Genomic DNA, 18,009 nt, shown 5'->3' with positions numbered 1-18,009 from the left:
GGTTTTCCGGAGGTCGAACCGACACGTCTCGACGCGGCGTTTCGGACCGCGAACGCGACCTTTCGTCTACGCAATTCTCCGGAGCGCAGGATCCCGTAATCAAAACGCGGTCCCGAAACGGAACGAAGCTGCGCGGCCGTCGGGATGAAATATCACAAGATGTCGTATCGGGCCCGACGGCCGCTTTCGGCGCGATGCGGGCATTCGCGCTCGGCGCTCCTCGTCGGAAATACGTGGTGATATATCACCTGACATCGAGGTACGAACCGCTGCGCGACCCCGAGGGCCGAGCGGTCTCGCCGGAACCGCAAGATTCCGACGTCTCCGTGACGACCTTCCTCGCCTGACACGCCCCCGGTCTCGGACGATCAACACGCGCGTGCTCGTGCCTCCGCCGGACAAGCTTCCTACGAGGTCGTCATGAACGCCATCACCGAGACCGTCACCGCAACCGAGCCGTGGGCCGGCTTCGCCGCCGGAGCGTGGCAGAGCCGGATCGACGTGCGCGGCTTCATCCAGGCGAACTATCGCCCCTATCTCGGTGACGCGAGCTTCCTCGCCGGCCCGACCGCCCGCACGCTCGGCGTCTGGGAGAGGCTCACCGGGCTGCTCGCCGAGGAGCGCAAGAAAGGTGTGCTCGACGTCTCCGCCGACAAGCCCGCCGCCATCACGGCGCATGCGCCCGGCTGGATCGATCGTGACGCCGAGCTGATCGTCGGCCTGCAGACCGACGCGCCGCTCAAGCGCGCCATCATGCCGAACGGCGGCCTGCGCATGGTCGAGATGGGCCTCGAGGCCTACGGCTTCCAGATCGACCCGACCGTTCAGGAGATCTGGACCAAGTATCGCAAGAGCCACAACCAGGGTGTCTTCGACGCCTATTCGCCGGAGATCCTCGCGGCCCGCAAGTCCGGCATCGTCACCGGCCTGCCGGACGCCTATGGCCGCGGCCGCATCATCGGCGACTATCGCCGTGTCGCGCTCTACGGCACCGACCGGCTGAAGGCCGACAAGCGGCGCGAGCTGCACGAGATCGACGACGCCGTCTTCGACGAGACGACGATACGGCTGCGCGAGGAGCTCAACGAGCAGATCCGCGCCCTCGACGAGCTCGCCCAGATGGCGGCGACCTACGGCTGCGACGTGACCCAGCCCGCCGCGACCGGCCGCGAGGCCGTGCAGTGGACCTATTTCGGCTATCTGGCCGCCGTGAAGGAGCAGAACGGCGCGGCGATGTCGCTCGGCCGCGTCTCGACCTTCCTCGACATCTATCTCGATCGCGACATCCGGCGCGGCCTCCTCACCGAGGCGCAAGCGCAGGAGCTGATCGACGACATGGTGATCAAGCTCCGCATCGTGCGTTTCCTGCGCACGCCGGAATACGACACGCTGTTCTCCGGCGACCCGACCTGGGTGACCGAGTCGATCGGCGGCATCGGCGAGGACGGCCGGCCGCTGGTGACGAAGACCAGTTTCCGCTTCCTGCAGACGCTGTTCAATCTCGGCCCGGCGCCCGAGCCAAATCTGACGGTGCTGTGGTCGACCCGGCTGCCCGAGGGCTTCAAGGATTTCTGCGCCAAGGTGTCGATCGAGACCTCGTCGATCCAGTACGAGAACGACGACGTGATGCGGCCGCACTGGGGCGACGACTACGGCATCGCCTGCTGCGTCTCGCCGATGCGCATCGGCAAGCAGATGCAGTTCTTCGGTGCCCGCGCCAACCTCGCCAAGGCGCTGCTCTATGCGATCAACGGCGGCGTCGACGAGAAGTCCGGCCTCGTGGTGGCCGAGGGCTTCACGCCGATCGAGGGCGACGTGCTCGACTACGAGACCGTGGTCGCCAAGCTCGACCCGATGATGAGCTGGCTCGCCAAGACCTACGTCAAGGCGCTCAACGTCATCCACTACATGCACGACAAGTACGCCTACGAGCGCATCGAGATGGCGCTGCACGACCGCGACGTGCTGCGCACCATGGCGTGCGGCATCGCCGGCCTGTCGGTCGCCGCCGACAGCCTCTCGGCCATCAAGCACGCCAAGGTGAAGGTGGTGCGAAACGCCGCCGGCCTCGCGATCGACTACGTGATCGAGGGCGACTATCCGGCTTACGGCAACAACGACGACCGCGCAGACAGAATCGCCGTGTGGCTGGCCGAGAGCTTCATCGAGAAGATCAAGGCGCAGCCGTACTTCTATCGCGACGCGGTGCCGACCCAGTCGGTGCTGACCATCACGTCGAACGTCGTCTACGGCAAGAAGACCGGCAACACGCCGGACGGCCGCCGCGCCGGCGAGCCCTTCGCGCCGGGTGCCAATCCGATGAACGGGCGCGACAAGAAGGGCTTCGTCGCGGCCGGCGCGTCGGTCGCGAAGATCCCCTATGCCTGCGCGCTCGACGGCATCTCCTGGACCGCCTCGGCGACGCCGACGGCGCTCGGCCGGGTGCCGGAGGAGCGGCAGAAGAACCTCGCCGCCTGCCTCGACGCCTTCGCGGGCGCCATGGGCCACCACGTCAACGTCAACGTGCTCGACCGCGACACGCTGCTCGACGCGATGGAGCACCCGGAGAACTATCCGCAGCTCACCATCCGGGTGTCTGGCTACGCCGTGAACTTCGTCAAGCTCTCGCGCGAGCAGCAGCTCGACGTGATCAGCCGGACGTTCCACGGCTGCATGTGATCATGACGCTGGCCCATGCCGTGAGGCATCGGATCCTCCTCGTCATTCCGGAAGCCGACCGCAGGTCGGCTGTCCGGAATCCATAACCCCGGTCTGTGATTATGGATTCCGGGCTCGCGGGGTTTCCGCCCGCGCCCCGGAATGACCGGGGGGGATCGGTCGAAAGAGAACGAGACGATGACCCCCGAGCCCTCTTTGATTCACGCCCCCGTCGGTCGGCCCGGCGGCATGATCGTGCCGCCCGCCGGCACCGAAGCCGACCAGGCGCCGGTCGGGTTCCTGCACTCGGTCGAGACCGGGGCGGCGGGCGACGGCCCGGGCATGCGGTTCGTCTACTTCGTCGCCGGCTGTCCGCTGCGCTGCGTCTACTGCCACAACCCCGACACCTGGACCACGAAGGGCGGCCGCCGCGTCGATCTCGACGAGGCGATCGCCGAGATCGCGCCGTATCGCGGCTTTCTGCGCCTCGCCGGCGGCGTCACGGTCTCGGGGGGCGAGCCGATGAGCCAGCCCGGCTTCGTCGGCGCGCTGTTGAGGCGCCTGCACGACGACCTGCGCCTGCACACGGCGCTCGACACCACGGGCTTCCTCGGCGGCAAGGTCGCCGACGCCTGGTTCGACCCGGTCGATCTCGTGATGCTCGACATCAAGCATTCCGATCCGGCCGTCTACAAGGAGATCACCGGCCGCGCGCTCGGTCCGACGCTCGAGTTCGCGCGGCGCATGGTGCGGCTCGGCAAGCCCTTGTGGATCCGCTACGTGCTGGTGCCCGGCCTCACCGACGGCGAAGCCGACATCGCCCGGCTCGCCGACTTCCTGGTCGGTCTCGGCCCGCTGGTGCAGCAGGTCGACGTGCTGCCGTATCACCGGCTCGGCGAGCACAAATGGGCGGCGCTCGGCCGCGCCTATCCGCTCGGCGACACGCCGGTGCCGACCGCCGAGCAGATCGCGGCGGCGATCGCGATCTTCAGAACGCGCGGTCTCACGGTCCGCTGATCCGAACGGCGGGCACGGCACCCGCCCGATCCTCCGTTCATTCCCGCGAAGGCGAGATTCCGGAACCTCGCGTCGGCGGCCTCTGGGTTTCCGCCTTCGTGGGGACGAGCGGAGCTCTTACATGAGGTCGCGGCGACCTATCGCGGCTGGCGGAACATGAAAAGCAGAGCCGCCGCGCAGGCCAGCACGACGGTGCCCAGCATGGCCGAGCCGACCAAGGCCACACCTGCTCCGAACCGATCGATCACCGCCGCATAGGTCACGGGGGCGGCCGCCGAGACGAAGAAGCTCGCCGCCGTGAGTCGACCGACCAGGGCGCCGTAGGTGGCATGGTCGAACAGCACCAGCGGCTGGGTGCCGCGCACCACGGTCATCAGCCCGTTGCCGGCCCCGTAGGCGAGCGCGAACACGGCGGCCGCGGCCAGCGACACGCCGCCCCACAGCCCGACCACGAAGCCGAGCGGCAGCAGCGCGGCCGCGAGCGTGCCGAGCGTCAACGGGTCGCTACGGCCGCCGAGCGCCACCTCGCCGAGGCGCGCCGTGGACTGGCCCACCCCGCGCAGCGCCGACATCCACACGGCGGCTCCGGCGCCGAGGCCCAGGCCGGCCATCAACCCGATCATGTGGGCCGACATGGCGGCCGCCAGAAACGCCGTCACGGTCACGGCGGTGGCGTAGAGCACGGCGGCGGTACGGTGCTGCGCCGGCGTCGCGGCGAGCGGGGCCGGCGGCGGGGTGGTGCCGGCCGGCACCGGGCGGTCGGACGCGCGAGCGTCCGGGATCGACCGGTGGATCGGCACGGTGGCGAGCGCGAACAGGGCGTAGCCGAGCGCCGCGCCGCGCCACCCGAAGCCCTTGTTCAGAAGATCGCCGATCGGCCAGAACACGCTCGACGCGAGCCCGCCGAGAAGCGTGATCTGGGCGATGGCGGGGCGCGCCTCACGGCCGCCGATCCGCACCAGCGCCGCGAAGGCGGCCTCGTAGAGCGTCATCCGCATCGCGAGGCCGAGGCAGGCCCAGGCGGCGACGAACGAGATCGGCCCGGTCGTGGCGGCGAGCCCGGCGCAGCCGAGTGCGGTGAGCAGCGAGCCGGCCGTCATCACCTGCCGCCCGCCGAGGCGATCGACGGCACGGCCGACCGGCGCCGAGACGATGCCCATCACCACCAGCGCCAGCGCGAAGCCGCCATAGACGGCGGTGCGCGACCAGCCGAGGTCGGCCACCATCGGGTCGCCCAGCACGCCGACCAGATAGTAGGACACGCCCCACAGCACGAGCTGCCCGGCGCCCAGTGCCGCGACCAGGCGTCGCGAGATCCCGCTGCCGGCGTTCATCGGGCGGTCGGGGCGGCCGGAACGGCGGGCGGCGTGCGGTCGCCGTCGCCCAGCGCGCGCTGCATGAGCACGCTGTCGAGCCAGACGCCGTGCTTGAAGCCGCTCGCCCGCAGCACCCCGACCGGTGCGAAGCCGGCGCGGGTGTGCAGCCGGATCGAGGCGTGGTTCGCCGAGTCGCCGATCACCGCGATCATCTGGCGGAAGCCGTGCGCCGTCGCCGCGTCGATAAGCCTCGTCAGCAGCGCGAGGCCGAGGCCGCGGCCCTGCATCGGCGGCGCGACATAGACCGAGTTCTCCACCGTCCAGGCATAGGCGGGCCGCGACCGATACGGCCCCGCATAGGCGTAGCCGGCGATCGTGCCGTCGATCTCGGCGACCAGATACGGAAAGCCGCCTGCGACCAGGGCGTCGCGCCGCCGCGTCATCTCGGCGAGATCGGGGGGCTCGAGCTCGAAACTGGCGCGCCCGTGGCGGACCGCCTCGGCGTAGATGGCCGTGACGGCCGGGAGATCGCCGGCCGCGCAATCGCGCAGCCGAGTCGGGGACGAGTCGGACGGACGGGACAAGAGACCCTCGTGGGAGACACCGAAGCGAGGCCGTGCAGGACGGCGTGAAGCGTCGGCGATCTTGCCCCTGCCGGCATCCCGATGGAAGCCGCCCGATCGAGGCGATCGTGGGTGTCGTTCCGCCCGCTCCGAAACCCGCCGCGAGGCGCGTCACGTGCCCCGCCGATCGGTCACACCTCGCGGCCGACACCGTGGCCGAAACCTCTCAGTCGTCGCGCTCCGCGAAGGCGCAGCGCCCGGTCCGCCGCGGCGTCGCGACGACGACGACGGGCGTCGGCGGTTGCCGGGACACCCGCCTGCGCGGACGACGCCACCCGCGCGGCATCGTCTTCCACCGAACCGCCGGGCGTCAATCGAACTTGGCCTGCGCCGTGGCGCCCCCCGGGGCGGTGATCTGCACGACCGCCTTGGCGGTCGGCGGCAGCGGCGCCGGGGCCGTCCCTTCGAGCCGGTTCGGCCCGGCCGGCACGAGCGGCACGCGCTGGCTCTTGCCGTCGACGACCAGCAGGGCGAAGCCCTGGTGACCGGCGGCGTCGCGCGGCTTGTCGTCGTGGCCGAGCAGATAGGCCGACACGGTCGTGCCCGCGATCACCAGCTCGACGTGATATTGGCCGGCGATGACGATGCGGCCGCCGTGGCTCGGCTTCGGGTTGTGGGCGAGAGCCGGTGCGGGCGCGAGGAGCACGGGGCCGGCCGTCAGCGCGGAGGTCGCGAGGGCGGCGCTGGTGAGCAGGATGCGTCGGGTGATCATCGGGGTTCTCCTGTTCGTGTGAGATGAAGGATCAGAAGGTCGCCGGCGCGGGCGTCGCCGCGGTGGCGGAGTCGGTGGCGCGTTCGGCCGCGACGGCGCACAGCCGTGCGATCGGCTTCTCGCCGAGCCGCAGCACCAGGATCGGCGTCACGAAGGCGTCGAGCAGCGTCGCGCTGATCAGCCCGCCGAAGATCGTGACCGCGACCGGGTGCAGGATCTCCTTGCCGGCGCCCGAGGCGTCGATCAGCAGCGGCACCAGCGCGACGCCGGCCGAGAGCGCCGTCATCAGCACCGGCGTCATCCGCTCCAGGCAGCCGCGGGTGACGAGTTCGCGGCCGAACGGCATGCCCTCGCTCACCGCCAGGTTGGCGATGTGGCTGATCTTGAGGATGCCGTTGCGGGCCGCGATGCCGGTGAGCGTGATGAAGCCCACCATGCTGGCGACAGACAGGGGCTCGCCGGCGATCCACAGCGCCGCCACGGAGCCGATCAGCGCCAGCGGCACGCTGCCCATGATGATCAGCGCCAGCACGGCCGAACGATAGCGGCCGTACAGGATCGCGAAGATCATCGCCAGCGACACCAGCGACAGGAGCCCGATGGTGCGGGCGGCCTCCTCCTGGGCCTGGAACGTGCCTTCGAGCCGGGCCGTCACGCCCTGCGGCAGCGGCGTCTCCGCGATGACGTTCCTGATCGACGCGACGATTCCGGCCATGTCGGTCGAGCCGTCGCCGTTGGCGAGCACGACGATGCGGCGCCGTGCGTTCTCGCGCAGAATCTGGTTCGGCCCGTCGGTCTCGCGGATGTCGGCGATCAGGCGGGCCGGGATCCAGCCGCGTGGCGTCTCGATCAGCAGATCGCCGAGCCCGCCGGTGGTGCGCAGCCGCTCGGGCAGACGCATCACCACGTCGAAGCGTCGGACGCCGTCGATCACCCGCGAGACGACGCGGCCGTTCGACAGGCGTCCGAGCTGATCGACCACGGCGGCCGGCTGCACGCCGTAGAGCGCGGCGCGGCCGTAGTCGACCCTCACCTCGAGTTGCGGGATGCGCACCTGCTTCTCGACCTGCAGGTCGACGACGCCGGGGATGCCGGCGAGCTTCTCGCGAAAGCTCTCGGCGACCGTCCGCATGGTGTCGAGATCCTCGCCGAACACTTTCAGGGCGAGCTCCGAGCGGATGCCGGACAGCATGTGGTCGAGCCGGTGCGAGATCGGCTGGCCGATGTTGAGCGACAGCGGCAGCACGGCGAGCCGCGCCCTGATGTCGGCGACGATCTCCTGCTTGGGCCGGCCGCGGTCGAGCGCCACCTCGAGTTCGGTGACGTGGATGCCCTCGGCGTGCTCGTCGAGCTCGGCCCGGCCGGTGCGCCGGCCGACCGTGCGGATCCCCGGCACGTCCATCAGGAGGCGCTCGGCGATGGTGCCGACGCGGTTCGACTCGGGCAGCGATACGCCGGGATTGAAGGTGAGCAGGATCGTGAAGGTGCCCTCGTTGAAGGGCGGCAGGAAGACGCGCGGCAGAGACAGCGCCGCCGCGCCGGCGGCGATCACCAGCGCCACGGTGGCGGCGAGGATCGGCCCGCCGTCGCCGTAGGCGCGGCGCAGCGTCGCCGCATAGCCGCGCTTGAGCACGCGGACGAGAAAGCCCTCGCGATGGGCGTGCCGGCCGAGCGCCGGCAGCATGTAGAAGGCCATCACGGGCGTCAGCGTGATCGACACCAGGAGGCTCGCCAGGATCGAGACGATGTAGGCCTGGCCGAGCGGCGCGAACAGCTTGCCCTCGACGCCGCCGAGCGCGAACAGCGGCACGAACACCATCACGATGATGGCGGTGGCGTAGACGATGCCGGAGCGCACCTCCTGCGAGGCGCCGACCACCACGTCGAACACCGGGCGGGGCGAGCCGAGCGCGACGTTCTCGCGCAGGCGCCGGAAGATGTTCTCCACGTCGACGACGGCGTCGTCGACCAGCTCGCCGATCGCGATGGCGATGCCGCCGAGCGTCATGGTGTTGATCGACAGGCCGGCGAGGTGGAACACCACGGCCGTGATCAGGATCGACATCGGAATCGCGGTCAGCGAGATCACGGTGGTGCGCCAGTTCAGCAGGAAGGCGAACAGCACCACGGCGACGACGATGCCGGCCTCGATCAGCACGGTCTCGACGTTGCGGATCGAGGTCTCGATGAAGTCGGCCTGGCGGAACATCGGGTTGGCGAGCGAGATGCCGTGCGGCAGCGACGGCTCGAGCTCCTTGACGGCCTCCTCGATGCGCCGCGTCAGCGCCACCGTGTCGACGTCGGGCTGCTTCTCCACCGCGACCACGACGGCGGGCTTGCCCATGTAGCCGGAGTCGCCGCGTTTGGCGCGCGCCGCGTAGTCGACGGTCGCGACCTGGTGCAGGAACACGGGTCGCCCGTCGACGGTGGCGACGACGACGTTGCGCAGATCGTCGAGGTTCGTCGTGCGCCCGATGTTGCGGATCAGCACCTCGCGCGCGTCGAGGTCGGCGAAGCCGCCGCCCGCATTGGCGCCGAAGGCGGTCAGGGCCTTCTCGATCTGCTCGTAGCTCACGCCGAGCGCGCGCAGCGCCGGCGGCTGCGGCGAGACGCGATACTGGCGTACCTCGCCGCCCATCGGGATCACCTGGGCGACGCCCGGAATGGCGAGGAGCCGCGGCCGCACCACGAAGTCGGCGGTCTCGCGCAGCTCCATCGGGGTCGCGGTCTCACTGGTCATGGCGATCATCACGATCTGGCCCATCAGCGAGGAGACCGGCCCCATCATCGGGGTCACCTCGGGCGGGAGCTGATCGCGCACCAGCGCGAGCCGCTCGGCGACGAGCTGGCGGTTGCGGTAGATGTCGCCGCCCCACTCGAACTCGACATAGACGATTGACAGGCCGACGCCCGACACCGAGCGGATGCGGGTGACGCCCGGCGCCCCGTTCAACCGCGTCTCGATCGGGTAGGTGACGAGCAGCTCGACCTCGGGCGGGGCGAGCCCCTCCGCCTCGGTCATGATGGTGATGGTCTGGCGATTGAGGTCGGGGAAGACGTCGACGGGCAGGCGCGACACGCTGAACATCCCGACGACGATCAGCACGGCGGCGAGCGCCAGCACCAGGATGCGGTTGCGCAGCGACTGGGTGACCAGGGTCGTGAACATGGCGCGGCCTCAGCGCACGTTGTCGAGGAGCGGCGCGCCCTGCACGACGATCCGCCGGCCCGGCTCGACGCCGGCCAGGATCAGCACGCGGTCGCCGTCGAGCGGCGCGGTGCGCACCGGGCGCGCCACGAAGCGCTCGGCCGAGACGTGGTCGAACACCTGGGCCTGGCCGTCGCTGCCGCGCACCACGGCGGAGCGGGGCACCGCGATGCCGGAGGTGGTCTCGCCGGTCGCCGCCACCACGGTGACGAACTGGCCGGTGCGAATGCCCTTGGTGTCGCCCGTGACGGCGAAGTGCACCGGGATGGCTTGGCCGCGGTCGGCGAAGCCGGCGCCCCGGAAGGCGAGCGGCAGCGTGGTGCCGCCGGCCGTCACGGCGCTCGCCTGGGCGAGGCCGTCGAGCGGATCGAAGCTCATCGCCTCGACCCACAGGCGCGTCGGGTCGACGATCTGGAACACGATCGCGTTGGTCTGGGCGATCTGGCCGGCGACCGGCACGCCGTCGGCGACGATGCCGGACACCGGCGCGACCAGCGCCTCCGGCTCGCGACGAACACGGTCGAGCGCAGCGCGGCGGTCGGCGAGGCCCTTCAGCTCGAGCCGGGCCTCCTCGAGCTGGGTGCGGGTCACGGCGCCGGCGGCGGCGAGCGGCTCCCAGCGGGCGATGCGGCGCTCGACGATGGCGATCTGCTGGTCGAGCTCGCCCTGGCGCTGGCGCATGTCGGAGGCGTCGATCGCCTGCACGGGCGGCGTGACATAGGCGAGCACGTCGCCCGCTTTCACGGTCGCTCCGAGCCGGGGAAAGCCGCCGGGTGGCGGCGCCAAGCGGCCGCCGACGGCGGTCTGCACGTAGCCCGCGGCGTCCGGGTCCGGGATGATGCGGCCCGGCAGCTCGACGGCGCGACGGGTGCTGCCGGTGGCCGAGAGGGTGTTCTCCAGGGCGAAGATGCGCTGCACCGCCTTGGGCACGAAGAGGGTGCCGTCGGTCTGGCGCTGCGCCCGCTCGGCGACCGCGATCGCGGTCGGCCGGGGCGCCGGAGGACGCGCGTCGGCGGTGCGCTCTTCGTGCGCGATACTCTGCTGCTGCAGGAGCCCGAGGCCGATCGCGGCGAGAAGCCCGACCGCGGCGAGCGGCACGGCGGCGGCGCGGCGTCGCCCGAACAGGCCGGCGAGCAGCAGGCCCGCCGCGATGCCACCGGCGAGCGTCGACAGCACGGCCGGCCGACCGAGCGCACCGAGGCGAGCCGTCCAGGCCGCCCAGGTGCCGGCGTCGGCCGGAGCCGCGGTGGTCGCCGCTCCACCGGTCTCGATCGTGAGCGCGAGGATCTCGATCGCGTCGCCGGCCGTCACCGTGACGGCGAGATCGACATGCCCTGAGGCGGCGGCGCCGGCGGATGTGTCGGCGGCAGAGCGGCCGGCCGCGAGCCAGGGCGCCTTCAGGCGGAAGCTGCCGTCCGCCGGTCGCGGCTCGGCCGTCACCGGCCCTTGCGGGGTCTCGATCTCGAGAGTCGCGTTCGTGATGGGCCGGTTGGTGGCGAAGTCGTCGAGCCACAGGGCCAGCTCGTCACCGTTGAGGACGCCGACGAGTTGGAACGGCCCGCTGGTCGCCTCGCCGCGCGGCAGCACATGGGCCGGTGCGGCCGACTGGTCGCCGTGATCGTGACCTTCGTGGGCGACAGCGGTCGCCGTTCCGGCGAACAGCGCGACGAGCAGCGCGGCGACCACCACGGTCGCGCGAACCGCGGCCGCGCGAAACATGCGGGAGAGCATCGAAAAGCGTCCTTCGTCGTGGAACCGGGCATGGACCACGATCCGGCGCGAAGGGCCGGGATCGGGATCGTTGCGAAAGCGGGCTCAGACGAAGGATCGAGGGGGACGAATGAGGCCGGACGACACGGCGTCGTCGAGCGTCGGGCCGGGGAGGATGCCGAGCGCCACCACGGCGCGCGACGGCCAGACGAGACCGGCATTGGCGGGCACCACCGAGCAGCAGACGCTGCAGGGACCGCCGCCGCAGCAGCCGGGCGCCGCACAGCCGCCTCCGGATGCCGTGCCGTCGTGCCGAACGGACCCGTCGGTCATGGCGGCGTCGGGCGAATCGGAGGCGTGCACGTCGGTTGCGTGCGCATCGGTTGCGTGCGTGCTGATCGGCGACGCGAGGGCGATGGTCGTGGCCGAGGTTGTCAGGTCGATTCCGGTCGATGCCGACACCGGCTGGAGGCCCGGGACATGACCGGAATGGGTGTCATCCGACAGGATGGGGCTGGACAGGACGTGACCTGCGTGAACCGGGCCCGGATGATCGTGACCATGTCCCGGATGGGCCTGTGCGAGGCCGGATCCGGCCACGACGAAGCCGACCGCGGCTGCGAGGAGCAGCGCGGCCAGTCCGAGCAGGCGCAGGATCGACGATCGCATCGGTCGGATTATCCTCTCGCGGATCAGAATACTCGTGTTCGGACGCGACGGCAATCGACGCACGGTGAGGTAAAATGGTCGGGCCGCTTGCGACGCGGGCCCGATCGTCCGGTCTTTACACGACTTTACATTCACGACATCGCCTGGACACTCCGTCCGGTGATCATTTCCGGCCGTGATCGGTCCCCTGATCGGTCCCTCCGTGTGCGTCTCGCATCCGTCCTGCGTGCCTGTCCACGGTGTCGTCCATTCGCTCCCCCCTGTCCTGGTCAGAGCCGCCCATGCGCCGCCTCGCTCTCGTTCTCGCCGTGCTCGGTGTCGGGACCGCCGTCGTGGCCGGCGTCGTCTTCGTCCTGCGCTCGTCGCCGGTCTCGGTCACCGTCGTGGAACCGGCGACCGAGGTGCCGATAAAGGTGTTCGGGCTCGGCACCGTCGAGGCGCGGGTGACCAGCCGGACCGGCTTCAAGGTGGCCGGCACGCTCACGGCGCTGCACGCCGACCACGGCGACGCCGTCACGACCGGGCAGGTGCTGGCCGCGATCGACCCGACCGAGCAGGCGGCGCGGCTCGCCAAGGCGCAGGCTCAGGTCGCCAGCGCAGAGGCCGCCCTGAAGGTCGCCGAGGCCGCGGCCCACAAGGCCGAGGCGACGCATCGCCAGCGCACCCAGACCAACCGCCGGCGCCAGTCGCTGCTCGAACGCCAGTCGGTGTCGCAGGAGGCCGCCGAGGAGGCGCAGGCCAACGAGGCGATCGCCGGCGCCGACCTCCTGGTGGCGCAGAGCGAGATCGCGTCCGCGAAGGCACGGCTCGACGACGCCCGCGCCCAGCTCGCCAGCGACCGCGCCGTGCTGGATCAGCATGTCCTGAAGGCGCCGTTCGATGCGATCGTGGTGTCGCGTGCGAAGGAGCTCGGCGCCGTGGTCGGGGCCGGCGAGGCACTGTTCACGCTGGTCGCGCCGCAGACCGTGTGGATCCTCGCCTATGTGGACGAGGCGCGCGCCGGCGGCATCGCGCTCGGCCAGCCGGCCGAGGTGCGGCTGCGCTCGCTGCCCCAGAAGACCTTCCACGGCACGGTGGTGCGCATCGGCATCGAGAGCGACCGCGTCAACGAGGAGCGCCGCGTCTACGTCGCCTGCACGGACTGTCCGGCCGACTTCCACATTGGCGAGCAGGCCGAGGTGTTCGTCACCAAGGCGGTGCTGCCGCGCGCCCTGATGATCCCCGAGAAGGCGATCGAGCGCTTCGACGGCGCGACCGGCGTCGTCTGGATTCTTCGCGATGGTCGGCTCGAGAAGGTGCGGGTGCAGCTCGGCGACCGCAGCCACGATGGCCGCGTCGCGCTGCGCGACGGCCTGCCGGACGGCGCCCGGATCGCCGCCGTGGTCGGCTCGGGATTTCGTGAAGGACGCTCCGCCTCGCTCGCGGCAGGGACCGAAGGATCGCGGCCGGAGGGATCGCGGCCATGAACCTCGCGGCCCGCGACATCCTGCACAATCTCGGCCGCTTCCTGATGACGTGCCTGGGGCTCGGCCTGCTGCTCGCCATCGTTCTCTCGATGCTCGGCATCTATCGCGGCCTGATCGCCGAGGCCCTGGCGCTGGCGCGGTCGCCGGCCGTCGACCTGTGGGTGGTCGAGACCAACACGCGCGGTCCCTTCGCGGAGGCTTCGCGGCTGCCCGGCGACACGCGGGAGGCGGTCGCCCGCGTCGCCGGCGTCATGGCGGCCGGCGCCGTGACGTTCCAATCGGTCGAGACCGATACGGCGGCCGGCAAACTGCGGCTCTATGTGATCGGCTTCGAGCCCGGTCGTCCCGGCGGTCCCGGCCGGCTGATCGACGGCCGTCCGATCGTGCAGAGCCGTTACGAGGCGGTCGTCGATCGCTCCGCCGGGCTGATGGTCGGCGAGCGCTTGAAGCTCGGTCGCCGCGAGTTCACGGTGGTCGGCGTCACGGCCGGGCAGGTCTCCTCGGGCGGCGACCCGGTGGTGTTCATCACGCTGCGCGACTCGCAGAAGCTGCAGTTCGAGCTCGCCCCGCCGGCGGCGCGCCGCGAGCTCGCCCGCGGCGGCGGCGAGGCGTCGAGCGATATCGTCAACGCGATCGTCGCGCGGGTGAGCCCGGACGTGCCGGTGGCGAGCGTCGCCGACGGCGTGCGGCGCTGGAAGCATCTCGCGGTGCTGACCCAGGAGGAGCAGGAGACGGTGCTGAGCCGGTCCGTGATCGAGCGGGCGCGGCGGCAGATCGGCCTGTTCACGACCCTCCTGCTGATCGTCTCGACCGTGATCATCGCGTTGATCATCCACACGCTGACCATCGACAAGACCCGCGAGATCGCCACCCTCAAGCTGATCGGCGCGCCCGATCGCACCATCGTCGGGCTGATCCTGCAGCAGGCGCTCGCGATGGGAGCGATCGGCTTCGCCGCGGGCCTCGGGCTGCTGCTCGCCCTCAAGGACAGCTTTCCGCGCCGCGTCGTCGTCGATCCGCCGGACGTGATGGCGCTCGCCGCCGCGGTCGTCGTCATCTGCCTTCTGGCCAGCACGCTCGGTGTCCGGCTCGCCCTGAAGGTCGATCCGGCGACGGCGCTGGCCGGGTGAGGAGCGCGCCATGAGCGCCCCCACGATGATCGACGCCGCGATGATCAGCCCCGCAGCGCCTCTCGTCTCCTTCGTCGACGTGCGGAAGCACTACGGCGAAGGCCCGGCGCGAGTCGACGCGCTGCGCGGCGTGTCGTTCGACGTCGCGGCCGGCGAGGTGGTCGGGCTGCGCGGCCCGAGCGGCTCCGGCAAGACGACGGTGCTCAACATCGTCGGCTGCATCCTGGCGCCGTCGGAGGGCACGGTTCGGATCGCCGGCGAGGACATCTTCGCCGAGGGGCACTGGCTGCGCCGTGATCTGCGCCGGCTGCGGCTCGAGACCGTCGGCTTCATCTTCCAGTTCCACAATCTGCTGCCTTTCCTCACCGCGACCGACAATGTCGCGCTGGTGCTACAGCTCGCCGGAGAGCGGCGCGCCGCGGCGCGGTGCCGCGCCCGCGAGCTGCTCGACTATCTCGACGTCGGCCACCGCAGTGACGCCTTTCCGTCGCAGCTTTCGGGCGGCGAGGCGCAGCGCGTCGCCATCGCCCGTGCGCTCGCCAACCGGCCGCGCATCATCCTGGCCGACGAGCCGACCGCGGCGCTCGATTCCCAGCGCGCCCAGACCGTGATGGATCTGCTCCGCCGCGTCGCCGTCGACCGGAAGGCGGCGATCGTCGTCGTGACCCACGACGAGAAGATCGTCGACCGCTTCGACCGGGTGCTGGAGCTGCGCGACGGCCGCCTGATCTGATACCCGTTCCAGTCGATCGGCTCCTGGTCATTTCGGGCCGCGGCGAAGCCGCGAACCCGGACCGACCGGCAGCGATCAGGCAGATGCCGTCCGAGAAGCCCGAGGCGGCCGACCGTCGGCAGCGCGCGGCGCCGGCGGTCGGTCGCGGGCCACGGTCGCTCAGGCCGGACTCTCGGCCTCATCGGCGCGAGGCGGGGCGATCGCCGACCGTCGGCGGGTCCGCCAGTCGCCGAGGAACAGGAGGATCGGTGCCGCGATGAACACCGAGGAGCTCGCCGCCACGACGATGCCGAACACCATCGGGACGGCGAAGCTCGCCACCGCGGCGCCGCCGAACAGCGCCATCGGCAGCATCGCCAGGAGGGCCGTCACCGAGGTGTAGAGGCTGCGCCCCAGGGTCTCGTTGATCGACCGATCGATCACGTCGCGCAGCGGCATCGCCTTGAAGCGCCGCATGTTCTCGCGCATGCGGTCGTACACCACGACCTTGTCGTTGACCGAGTAGCCGATCAGCGTCAAGAGCGCCGCGATGGCGGTGAGGTTGAAGTCGAGCCCGGTCAGCGCGAAGAAGCCGATCGTCTTGGTGACGTCGAGCACCAGGGTCGCGATGGCGCCGACCGCGAAAGGCCATTCGAACCGCACCCAGATGTAGGCCATCATGGCGAGGCTCGCGAGAACCACGGCGAGCACGCCCGCGGTGGCGAGCTCGCCGCTCACCTTCGGTCCGACCACCTCGGTCCGCTCGACCTTCGATCCCGGCGCGATCTGGGCGAGCGTGCCGCGGATCGTCTCCACGGCCGCGGTCTGGGTCGCCTCGTCGCCGGGCTGCCGCTCGGCCCGCACCAGCACGGTCGAGGCGTCGCCGAACTCCTGTAGCACGATCTCGCCGAGACCGAGCCTGTCGAGCCCGCTGCGCAGCGTCGCGAGGTCGGCCGGCGCTTTCGTCACCACCTCCATCTGGATGCCGCCGCGGAAGTCGACGCCGTAGTTGAGCCCCGGCGCGACGAACAGGCCGATCGATGCGAGCGACAGGAAGGCCGACACGCCGATGCCGACGAAGCGGCCGCGCATGAACGGGATCGCGGTGCCCTCCGGAATCAGCTTGAGCCGGAACGGCGGCTCGATGCGCAGCGTCTTCAGGCGTCGGCGGCGCACGATCGCGGTCATGATCACCCGCACGATCGACACCGCCGTGAACATCGAGATGGCGATGCCGAGCCCCATCGTGACGGCGAAGCCGCGCATCGCGCCGGAGCCGAACAAGAACAGGAGTGCGGTGGCGATCAGCGCCGTCACGTTGGAGTCGACGATGGTGGCGTAGGCGCGATCGAAGCCCGCGTCGAGCGCCGCGAAGGCGCCCAGGCCCTTCCGGGTCTCTTCGCGGATGCGCTCGTTGACCAGAACGTTGGCGTCGACCGCGAGACCGATGCCGAGCACGATTCCGGCGATGCCGGGCAGCGTCAGGGTGGCGCCGAGCACGCTCAGGGCGCCGAGCGTGAGCACCACGTTGAGGGCGAGCGCCGCGTTGGCGACCAGCCCCCACGGCCCGTACAGCACCAGCATGAAGGCGAACACCAGGCCGAAGCCGACGAGCCCGCTCCCCAGCCCCCGCGCGATGGCGTCGCCGCCGAGATCGGCACCGACGGTTCGTTCCTCGATCACGGTCAGCGGCGCCGGCAGCGCGCCGGCGCGCAGCAGGGCGGCGAGGTCGGTCGCCTGCGCCACCGTGAAGCGGCCGCTGATCTGGCCGGAGCCACCGGTGATCGGCTCGCGGATGACCGGCGCGCTCAGCACCTTGCCGTCGAGCACGATGGCGAAGGGCCGGCCGACATTCGCCGTGGTCACGTCGGCGAACTGGCGGGCGCCGACGCCGTCGAAGCGGAACGAGACGATCGGCTCACCGGTGCGCTGGTCGAAGCCGGCGCGCGCGTCGGCGAGCCGGTCGCCGGCGACCGAGACGCGGTCCTCGACGGCGTAGCGCTCGCCCGCCGCGGCGCCGGGCATCACGCGGACGCCCGCCGGCAGAGGCCCGGACGGATCCGCCGTCGACAGCATCTGGAAGGTCAGCTTGGCGGTGCTGCCGAGCAGCGAGCGGATGCGGTTCGGATCCTGCACACCGGGAAGCTGCACGAGAATCCGGTCGGCGCCGGCGCGCTGGATGGTCGGCTCGGCGACGCCGACCTGATCGATCCGGCTGCGGATGATCTCGATGCTCTGCTCGACGGCGGCATTGGTGCGGTCGCGGATCCCGTCCTCGCCGAGCGCCATGCGGATGCGTCCGGCTGGGCCGGTCGGACCGGCCTGGCCGGGCGTGACCGTGATGTCGGTCGTCGTCGGGCTGCCGAAGGCCAGCGACGCCACCGGCTGGGCGAGCTTGCGCAGGAGCTTCACGGCGTCGGCCTCGCGGGCCGGATCGCGCAGGTCGACCACCACGGCATTGTCCTGGCGGCGCACCGAGGCGGTCTCGATGCCGGCCTGGCGGAGTTCGCGCCGGGCTTCGCCGACGAGGCCTTGCAGGCGCTCCTTGACGAGCTCGCGGACATCGACCTCGAGGACGAGGTGCGATCCGCCGCGCAGATCGAGGCCGAGCGTGATCTGCCGCTTCGGCAGCCAGTCCGGCAGGGCGGCGAGCTGCGCCGAGGTGAGGAGATTGGGGAGCGCCGCGAGCATGCCCAGAATGATCACGAGGGCATAGGTCGTCAGCACCCGAGGCGAGGTTCGCATGGGTGTCGTCCAGGTCGAGCGTTCGCGCACCGGCGCGACGTCG

The 18,009-nt window shown here is 71.1% G+C and carries 12 protein-coding genes; 5 read left to right on the top strand and 7 right to left on the bottom strand.

From position 1 onward, the window contains the following. Nucleotides 1-420: 420 nt before the first annotated feature. Both pflB and pflA read left to right on the top strand, forming a co-directional pair. On the top strand, nucleotides 421-2,679 hold the full coding sequence (pflB, locus tag ACFSOX_RS14550) for a formate C-acetyltransferase (RefSeq protein WP_378478533.1): 2,259 nt from the start codon (nucleotides 421-423) through the stop codon (nucleotides 2,677-2,679). A gap of 195 nt (nucleotides 2,680-2,874) precedes the next feature. Continuing rightward, entirely contained in the window at nucleotides 2,875-3,675 is an 801-nt protein-coding gene (gene pflA, locus ACFSOX_RS14545; protein WP_378478532.1) for a pyruvate formate-lyase-activating protein, read from the top strand. A 137-nt stretch (nucleotides 3,676-3,812) separates the two neighbouring features. Here the strand turns inward: pflA and ACFSOX_RS14540 are convergent, their stop codons facing one another. The 6 genes from ACFSOX_RS14540 to ACFSOX_RS14515 form a co-directional block, all read right to left on the bottom strand. Beyond that, on the bottom strand, nucleotides 3,813-5,009 hold the full coding sequence (locus ACFSOX_RS14540; RefSeq protein WP_378478531.1) for an MFS transporter: 1,197 nt from the start codon (nucleotides 5,007-5,009) through the stop codon (nucleotides 3,813-3,815). Then, complete coding sequence (locus ACFSOX_RS14535; RefSeq protein ID WP_378478530.1) at nucleotides 5,006-5,575, bottom strand: GNAT family N-acetyltransferase; 570 nt, start codon at nucleotides 5,573-5,575, stop codon at nucleotides 5,006-5,008. Before ACFSOX_RS14535 ends, ACFSOX_RS14540 begins: the two co-directional genes overlap by 4 nt. 349 nt (nucleotides 5,576-5,924) lie before the next feature. Beyond that, entirely contained in the window at nucleotides 5,925-6,326 is a 402-nt protein-coding gene (locus ACFSOX_RS14530) for a hypothetical protein (RefSeq protein WP_378478529.1), read from the bottom strand. Between the two features lie 31 nt (nucleotides 6,327-6,357). After that, nucleotides 6,358-9,495 carry an efflux RND transporter permease subunit gene (locus ACFSOX_RS14525; RefSeq protein WP_378478528.1) on the bottom strand — a complete coding sequence of 1,046 codons (3,138 nt, stop codon included), beginning with the start codon at nucleotides 9,493-9,495 and terminating at the stop codon, nucleotides 6,358-6,360. Nucleotides 9,496-9,504: 9 nt separating this feature from the next. Next, nucleotides 9,505-11,265: an efflux RND transporter periplasmic adaptor subunit gene (locus ACFSOX_RS14520; protein WP_378478527.1), complete on the bottom strand. Its 1,761-nt coding sequence runs from the start codon at nucleotides 11,263-11,265 to the stop codon at nucleotides 9,505-9,507. Nucleotides 11,266-11,349: 84 nt separating this feature from the next. Further along, nucleotides 11,350-11,913, bottom strand: a complete 564-nt coding sequence (locus ACFSOX_RS14515) for a hypothetical protein (protein ID WP_378478526.1) — start codon at nucleotides 11,911-11,913, stop codon at nucleotides 11,350-11,352. Between the two features lie 281 nt (nucleotides 11,914-12,194). Between ACFSOX_RS14515 and ACFSOX_RS14510 the strand changes: the two genes are divergently transcribed. The 3 genes from ACFSOX_RS14510 to ACFSOX_RS14500 are packed head-to-tail and all read left to right on the top strand — an operon-like array spanning nucleotide 12,195 to nucleotide 15,242. Beyond that, entirely contained in the window at nucleotides 12,195-13,379 is a 1,185-nt protein-coding gene (locus tag ACFSOX_RS14510) for an efflux RND transporter periplasmic adaptor subunit (RefSeq protein ID WP_378478525.1), read from the top strand. Next, nucleotides 13,376-14,509 carry an ABC transporter permease gene (locus ACFSOX_RS14505; RefSeq protein WP_378478524.1) on the top strand — a complete coding sequence of 378 codons (1,134 nt, stop codon included), beginning with the start codon at nucleotides 13,376-13,378 and terminating at the stop codon, nucleotides 14,507-14,509. Before ACFSOX_RS14510 ends, ACFSOX_RS14505 begins: the two co-directional genes overlap by 4 nt. Before the next feature lie 10 nt (nucleotides 14,510-14,519). After that, nucleotides 14,520-15,242: an ABC transporter ATP-binding protein gene (locus ACFSOX_RS14500; protein WP_465270123.1), complete on the top strand. Its 723-nt coding sequence runs from the start codon at nucleotides 14,520-14,522 to the stop codon at nucleotides 15,240-15,242. A gap of 159 nt (nucleotides 15,243-15,401) precedes the next feature. On the opposite strand, the gene secD is transcribed toward ACFSOX_RS14500, so the two are convergent. Next, nucleotides 15,402-17,966 (bottom strand): protein translocase subunit SecD, encoded by a 2,565-nt coding sequence (gene secD, locus ACFSOX_RS14495; RefSeq protein WP_378478523.1) that lies wholly within the window; start codon nucleotides 17,964-17,966, stop codon nucleotides 15,402-15,404. Nucleotides 17,967-18,009 lie beyond the last annotated feature (43 nt).

It is taken from the genome of Rhodoplanes azumiensis (genome assembly GCF_042682915.1).
Classification (GTDB): domain Bacteria; phylum Pseudomonadota; class Alphaproteobacteria; order Rhizobiales; family Xanthobacteraceae; genus Rhodoplanes; species Rhodoplanes azumiensis.
This window is presented reverse-complemented; position numbering and strand designations above follow the sequence as displayed.

What these genes read in the sequence shown, in the direction of transcription:
- pflB (WP_378478533.1), top strand. Translation starts at nt 421, where the DNA reads ATGAACGCCATCACCGAGACCGTCACCGCAACCGAGCCGTGGGCCGGC.
- ACFSOX_RS14540 (WP_378478531.1), bottom strand. Translation starts at nt 5,009, where the DNA reads ATGAACGCCGGCAGCGGGATCTCGCGACGCCTGGTCGCGGCACTGGGC.
- ACFSOX_RS14530 (WP_378478529.1), bottom strand. Translation starts at nt 6,326, where the DNA reads ATGATCACCCGACGCATCCTGCTCACCAGCGCCGCCCTCGCGACCTCC.
- ACFSOX_RS14525 (WP_378478528.1), bottom strand. Translation starts at nt 9,495, where the DNA reads ATGTTCACGACCCTGGTCACCCAGTCGCTGCGCAACCGCATCCTGGTG.
- ACFSOX_RS14520 (WP_378478527.1), bottom strand. Translation starts at nt 11,265, where the DNA reads ATGCTCTCCCGCATGTTTCGCGCGGCCGCGGTTCGCGCGACCGTGGTG.
- ACFSOX_RS14515 (WP_378478526.1), bottom strand. Translation starts at nt 11,913, where the DNA reads ATGCGATCGTCGATCCTGCGCCTGCTCGGACTGGCCGCGCTGCTCCTC.
- ACFSOX_RS14510 (WP_378478525.1), top strand. Translation starts at nt 12,195, where the DNA reads ATGCGCCGCCTCGCTCTCGTTCTCGCCGTGCTCGGTGTCGGGACCGCC.
- ACFSOX_RS14505 (WP_378478524.1), top strand. Translation starts at nt 13,376, where the DNA reads ATGAACCTCGCGGCCCGCGACATCCTGCACAATCTCGGCCGCTTCCTG.
- ACFSOX_RS14500 (WP_465270123.1), top strand. Translation starts at nt 14,520, where the DNA reads ATGAGCGCCCCCACGATGATCGACGCCGCGATGATCAGCCCCGCAGCG.
- secD (WP_378478523.1), bottom strand. Translation starts at nt 17,966, where the DNA reads ATGCGAACCTCGCCTCGGGTGCTGACGACCTATGCCCTCGTGATCATT.